Raw genomic sequence first — 7,395 nt, 5'->3', positions numbered from 1 at the left:
TTTTCTGCCATAATCGTCCCAAAATACTAGCTTTATGCAGCTCTTGCCACCGAAAAGCTAACACTTTTTTAGACCTAAAAATGCTACAACCAATATCAGTCAATGCTTTTAGATTTAATCAGCAAGCTCTAATTAAACCAATCTTTTCATCAAACCTTATTTAGCAATACTCGACTACTCAGGAATATCCCACACTTTTTTAGCTAATTGAGTTAATATTTCTTGTCGAGTTTCTATTGCGTGGGAATCCCATTTAATAAAGGTCTTTAAATCTTTTACCGCTAAGTCAATAGTTGTATTATTCCCAACAGAAATTTTTTCAGCAATAGTTCTAGTCAATAGAAATCTTGACTTAGTATAGCCTAATTTTTTTCCCGTAAAACTCATATTAGTAATAGCAGATTTAATCGAACTTTCTAACAAAGTCAAATTACCTAAAAGTTTACTATAACTTTCTATTTCACGAGGTTTATCGAAAGATAAAATTACTTTTTGAGTAGGATATTCTGGTAAAATTTGTTCTACATCTAATTTCAAAAGATAATTGCTTAAATCATCAATTCCTCCCCCACTACCCCAAGCAGTTTCATCTATGTATTGTGTTAGTTTGGCTAAAATATATTTAATTTGATAAGGTTGAAATGATGACTTATTAAGTTTATGAAATGCTTTCTCAAATTTATCTGCCACTACCTGCTTGCTAGAAAAAAATTGACTAGCAATAAATTGATTAAATTCTGATCTTGATGTGATTTGACGTAATTCACTAGCCCACTTAAGAATCATGCCATCGAATGCCTTTTGATTGCGATCGCTAGTCAACATTGCCACAAATAATAAATTTTCTATCTGTCGACATAATTCAATAAAACAATATTGAGGCAATTGATAAGCAGCTAAAAGTAATATTAAATGTTGCCTAACATTAACACTAAGACAGCGAATATTTGCCAAATAACGATTTACTGTTCCATCGAGATTATTACCTGACAAAAATGCTACATAAGCTTCTGCCGAAGCTAATAAATCATTCACAAATAGAATAGGTTCAGTATTATATCCACATCTAGATTCATTTTTGAGAAACCAATCATAGACTTCTTTTTCTGCAATATAATTTCCATCCTCTGCATATCTTGCCAGAATAAAATAACGCAAAAAACGCATCGGTCTTTCCTGAGAATGATAGAGTAAATCTATCATTTTTTTCCATTTTACTTTGATTTTCTCATAGTCTGTTTGTTTAGCTTTAGCAAAAATTAAATTCTTGAGTAAATCCATATCATCTAGGGGTAAACCACGATGATTTAAAGTTGAATATATTTTTAAAGCATGAGCAACACTCGCTGTTTTTACGCGAATTAATTTAACATTTTTGAGAAAATAGGCATAAAATTTTTTGATATGAGAAATAGCAACTTCATCTAGTTCAAATTTAAGAGAAAGAAATTTTCTAATTTCAGCATAAGCATTCTGAATATGTTTAACAGAACGAGTAGGAGATATTTGGTCTAAATTTGTTTGCATAGCAATACTTTCTAGTATTCCCCTACTTTCTTCATATTGCAGCTCTACCCTATGTTTAAACTGGTCATTACCCCAGTCATCTGTATATAGAGAAGTAATCTTATTTTTTAATGCTTCAATACGTTCATTTGAATTAATAGTTAATAAATAATCTCGAATTGCACAGAGAACTAAATAAGCAGTAGTCATCCGTTGCTGCCCATCAATTACTTCATACAAATTATCCCCACGACTACAAACAATTATACTGCCAATAAAATACTCAGAATAGGAATTTTGATTTTGCTCAGAAAATTCTTCATATATATCTTGAATAAATTCATTGACCTCTTTTTCCTCCCAAACATATTCGCGTTGATAATCAGGAATGACATAAAATTCATCAAATAACTTTTCTAGAGTCATGTCTTGAGATTCGATAGTTGCCATATAATTACCTCAATAGTTTTAATCAGGAAGAAAGAAGTAATATAGCATTTTCTAAGCATAAGGAAGAAGGAAGAGGGAAGAAGGAAGAAGGAAGAAAAAATGGATGGGGATAGTCTTCAACACACCACTCCGTGTCTACAAACCCCAACCAATTGTCAACACCGTGTAGACGGTGGGGTATTATATCATGTCCGGTTGAACAGTTATAAATAAATGATGAAGGAGTCAGGAGTCAGGAGTCAGGAGTCAGGAGGGAAGAAAGAAGAAGAAAGAGAAAGTTTTTTTGATCACGCTCTTATCCGGACATGGTATTAAACCCAAAATAACAAAGATAATAACAGCAGAGCATAGAATAGACCCTACTGTTATAGCAATGGAAACAAAGCTTTTGACCAGTCCTAAGCTTAAAACTAAGACAAAGCCAGATTATTCCTTCTTCCTTCCTCTTTCTTCCTTCTTCCTTCTGCTATAAGCAAATAAAGATTAAATTTTCCTTCTCATAATTGACCGAAGTAGGTAGACCCTTGTGGGTCTAACCCTAGACAGTAAAAAAGAACTAATTTTCCGAATATCCAGCTCCCGATAGATTTCACAAAAATTTTCTTTCTATTAATTTTTAGTGAAGATTAAATTCTCCAAATTCTTCCCTCCCAAAAATAGTTAGGAAAACGCGAGCTAGTATCTCAGAACAGCAAATTCTAACGAAACATACTACTAACTGAAGTATCTTCGTGAATGCGCCAAATAGTTTCACCCAATAAATTTGCCACCGAAAGAACAGTCAACTGAGGAAAATTATGTTCCTCCAAGAATGGGATAGTATTAGTAACAATCACCTCTTCAAATACCCCACTAGAAAGACGCTCAACTGCTGGTGGTGAAAATACCGCATGAGTAGCACAAGCATAAACTTGTCGCGCCCCTTTTTCGCGCAAAAGTCGTCCCCCTTCGGAAATAGTACCACCCGTATCAATCATGTCATCTACCAACACAGCAGTTTTTCCCTTAACATCACCAATCACATTTAACACTTCTGCCACATTGTGAGCTTGGCGACGCTTATCAATAATTGCTAATGGGGCATCGTTTAACTTTTTCGCAAAAGCTCTAGCTCTCGCCACCCCACCCACATCGGGAGAAACAACAACAATATCAGATAAATTCTTACTTACTAAGTAATCTAAAATTACTGGTAAACCGTAAACATGATCGAACGGAATATCAAAATAGCCCTGAATCTGGGCAGAATGCAAATCCATTGCTAGAATACGATTAGCACCCGCCTCAGTAATCAAATTGGCCACTAATTTAGCAGTAATTGATTCTCGACCAGCAGTTTTACGGTCTGCTCTAGCATAACCATAGTAAGGAATAACCGCAGTCACTTGTCTGGCAGAAGCACGACGACAAGCATCTACCATGATTAACATTTCCATCAAGTTGTCATTAACTGGACGACAACTAGGCTGAATTAGATAAACATCACAGCCTCGAATTGATTCCTGAATTTGAACATATAGTTCTCCATCTGCAAATCGTTTACGCACCATTGGGCCTAAGTCTAAACCCAGATATCTAGCTACTTCCGTAGCCAAAGGAACGTTAGCAGATCCAGAGAAAAGCCTCAATCTATTATGATCGTTAGCAGTAGCAGGCACAGGAGCCTGAATTGGTAAAGTAGCACGGATCACGGCAAGCCCTCGCAGCACCTTTATTCATTGCGATCTTATCATCTCAAACTAAAAATATTCTTCCGTATTTTTATTGATAGAAAGATCGTTTTTTTAGTAATATACCAAGAATATTTGCTAGATTAAGTCAGATGAATGTTGAATATTTAGTAAGAAAATTATGGAGGTCTTTAAAAAACGTAAAATCTCTTAAGTAAATTCCACTTTTCTGATAGATACTAACTTCTTAAGTCAAAAGTCAAAGTTCCAAAGTCAAAAGCAATATATGTTTGACTAAAAACCTTAATAGAGTATTAATATAGCTATAAAATGACTTTATAGTGAATTGGTATCCGGAGTGAGATTATGAGTTTAAAGGACAGAATTACAGAGGATATTAAAGTGGCGATGAAGGCCAAAGATAAGGTTCGTCTGGAAACAGTTCGTAGCATTAAAAAAGTAATTCTAGAAGAGGAAGCCAATGCTAGGGCAGCAGGAAAGGATTCTCTGACAGAGACTCAAGAAATGGATATATTAACAAGATTGGCTAAACAACGCCGGGATTCAATAGAGCAGTATACTCAAGCAGGTCGTCAGGAACTAGCAGATGGAGAGGCCGCAGAGTTGGCCATTCTTGAAGAATATCTACCAAAACAATTGTCTGATGAAGATATTGCTCAGATCGTTGATGAAGTTATTGCTCAGGTAGGGGCGAATTCTCCTAAAGATATGGGTAAGGTGATGGGTCCCGCCATGCAACAGTTGAAGGGTAAGGCTGATGGAAAGAAAGTGCAGGAAGCAGTTAAGGCTAGGCTTAATTCATAGTTAAAAATTAAGCTCACCTCAATACTATAGTTAAGGTCATAAATCTTGCCATTTTTAATGGCCTTAACGACATGGGAAGGGAGTATGATTTGATGGAGTATCTTCATTCTTTTCCTAAAATTAAACTCTATTATCAACAGCTAAAATACTAATTAAATGGATTACTAATTCCCACAAGTATAGGAACTTTTAATCTGTTAATAATAGAGGAATTTGTAGATGTAGGCATCTACAGATAATTCAGAAATCAAGTGTTTTGGAGAAGAGGAGTGTCAACTACTATTGGATAAGATCAAGTAAGAGTAATTTTTTCTATGTTTGAAAAGGAGAAAGTGGGTGGGGATAGTCAACAACCTACCACTTCGTGTTTTATAACTCTAACCAATTGTAAACACCGCTTATGAGGTGTGGGGTATTAAACCCAAAATAAAAAGATAATAGAGATAATTGATCGGGAGAAATAAATCATAAATATCTGAAAAAATTACTCTGGTTTGCTCTCGAAATCGATCGCTAAATTTATTTATTCATACAAAAAATATTAAACTAAAACACATTTAAATTATACCAATTACTAAAAGTAATACTATACTTAGGCGACACTTCAATTATTAAATAATAAATACAGGCATAAAAATATTTTTGATAATTATTAGTCAGTTCGTGTTAATTATTCTTATGTTTATTATTCCCCTATTCCCCCACTCTCCCACTCAAGAAAATGTAGAAAAGTTTTTGAGAAATGATGTTATCTATTGCCTGTTCCCTATTAAATTAAATTTATTATTATGCAACCACCAATTCCTGTAGGAACTATTTTACAAAACCGCTATCGCTTGATTAATATTCTCGGTCAAGGTGGGTTTGGACGTACCTACCTAGCAGAAGATACAGGTCGTTTTAACGAGCGTTGCGCCCTCAAAGAATTTATTCCCCTACAGACAAATGCCTATGCAGTAACTAAATCTCAAGAACTATTTTCTCGCGAAGCAGCTATTCTCTATCAAATTCAACATCCCCAAATTCCCAAATTTCGAGCCACTTTTGAAGAAAATCAACGTTTATTCCTTTTACAAGATTATATCGAAGGCAAAACCTATCGCAGCATATTGCAAGAGCGTCAAATAACAGATAGTTTGTTCTCAGAAGCAGAAGTGCTAACTTTTTTACAACAAATTTTACCCGTCTTAGCTCATATTCACAGTTTTGGTATCATTCACCGAGATATATCCCCCGACAATATTATTAGGCGAGAAAGCGATCGAATGCCAGTATTGATAGACTTCGGAGTAGTTAAAGAACTCGCAACAAAAGTTCAATCTTCCCACTTAGCAGCACCCTTGACAAATGTAGGAAAATTTGGCTACGCTCCCTGGGAACAAATTCAACTGGGAAGAGCAACAGCAAATAGCGATCTGTATGCTTTGGCAGTTACAGTAGTTGTACTATTGACGGGAAAAGAACCCCAACAATTAATCGACCAAACCACATTAACTTGGAATTGGCAACGGTGGGTAGCAGTTAGTCTAGGGTTAGCTGAGATGATCGATAGAATGTTAAGTCATCAACCGGGCGATCGCTATCAGTCTGTTACTGAAGTAGAGCAAGCTTTGGAAAGATTACCCCATATCAAATCTCAGCAATTACCTACCATCAATCAAGAACAAAATAATCCTTCATCTTCTCAACAACCAACAATAGGAGCAACTCCAAATCAAAACCTTAACCCCAATAGCAACCATAGCTTTTTTGATAATCACCAGTGGGTTGCAACTGCATTAGTAGCAGTATTAGTTGTTCTATCTGGCGTAGCATCTTGGAGTGCAGTTAATTTTTTCCTCAAGCGCAGACAACAAGAACCTCAACTTCAGCAACCAACGAAAATGAATCCTATACCAGTACCGACCCTCGCCCCTCCTCCATCATCACCAATACCCACTTCATCCCCATCTCCAACAACTACATCAACACTATCACCTACTTTGCCATCACCATTACCTGTTGTTCCTGTACCATCTGCAACACCAGAAATAACAATTACACCATTACCTACTTCTACTGCTATTCCGGAGACTCCTGCTCCTGTGATAATTCCATCTCCATCAATTACTTCAGAAGAACGTTTGAATATATCCCCAGGGGAACCTATATCTATTGAAGGTCGCTTGAGAGGGAATGAAAGTATTGACTATATAATTTCTGGGAGTCTTGGGCAAAATCTGAATTTATTAGTTACAGGAGAAGGAGTATTAATGAGTTTAGTAGCAGTAGATGGTGAACCAGTAGATGGAATTTCTGAGAAAGTATCTATCTGGAAAGGAACTCTACCTAATGATGGCGACTACAAAATAACTCTCATTCCCTTACCTGGTTTACCTGGTACTGACTACAAGCTAGATATTAATTTAGTTAACCCTATACCTAAAGTTCTTCCTAGCTCTGAACCAGAAGCAACTGAGTTACCCGCACCCATACAAGAACCGGAAGCAACCGAGTCACCTTCTGGTCTACAACTCAATAAACCTTCTAAGAAGGAGAGCAAAAAATCATTCCCCATATCAACTCCACTTGAAGAGCTTGATAAACCTTCTAAAAAGCCTAAAAAGCAAATTGTGATTCCAGAAACAGAGGCAACAGCTTCACCAACTCCAGCAGAAGAAACTTCATCTGATGCTCAAATTTTAGTTGAATAGTTGTCATTTCCAGGACATTTTCAAAGTAGTCAGGGCTTACACATAGTCACCAAATATAGGGTTAACGGCCGTTAACTCCTACAAATGGTGTATAATTTCGTCTGCGTGCGTCAGAATTAGAAACAGTTATAGCAATGAGCGCTGGCATCTTTACATATTACATAAATATTGATAATGTAACATAAAAGTAACTGTATGAGCTGTATTTTTCATAAATTAGGCGATCGCTAAAGGTTAAAGTTTTAAGGATG

The 7,395-nt window shown here is 36.0% G+C and carries 4 protein-coding genes; 2 read left to right on the top strand and 2 right to left on the bottom strand.

Annotation, left to right across the window (positions count from 1 at the left end):
- Positions 1-174: 174 nt before the first annotated feature.
- Entirely contained in the window at positions 175-1,956 is a 1,782-nt protein-coding gene (locus tag F6K27_RS31665) for a DUF262 domain-containing HNH endonuclease family protein (RefSeq protein WP_287279535.1), read from the bottom strand.
- Between the two features lie 698 nt (positions 1,957-2,654).
- Positions 2,655-3,647 (bottom strand): ribose-phosphate pyrophosphokinase, encoded by a 993-nt coding sequence (locus F6K27_RS31660; RefSeq protein ID WP_287279540.1) that lies wholly within the window; start codon positions 3,645-3,647, stop codon positions 2,655-2,657.
- Positions 3,648-3,992: 345 nt separating this feature from the next.
- Between F6K27_RS31660 and F6K27_RS31655 the strand changes: the two genes are divergently transcribed.
- Positions 3,993-4,451 carry a GatB/YqeY domain-containing protein gene (locus F6K27_RS31655; protein ID WP_287279534.1) on the top strand — a complete coding sequence of 153 codons (459 nt, stop codon included), beginning with the start codon at positions 3,993-3,995 and terminating at the stop codon, positions 4,449-4,451.
- Between the two features lie 788 nt (positions 4,452-5,239).
- Positions 5,240-7,144, top strand: coding sequence for a serine/threonine-protein kinase (locus F6K27_RS31650; protein ID WP_287279533.1), 1,905 nt, complete (start codon positions 5,240-5,242; stop codon positions 7,142-7,144).
- Positions 7,145-7,395: the final 251 nt, after the last annotated feature.

It is taken from the genome of Okeania sp. SIO2F5 (assembly GCF_010692685.1).
In the GTDB taxonomy this organism is placed as follows: domain Bacteria; phylum Cyanobacteriota; class Cyanobacteriia; order Cyanobacteriales; family Microcoleaceae; genus Okeania; species Okeania hirsuta.
Note: the sequence above shows the minus strand (reverse complement) of the source record. Positions and strands in the feature narration are given on the sequence as shown.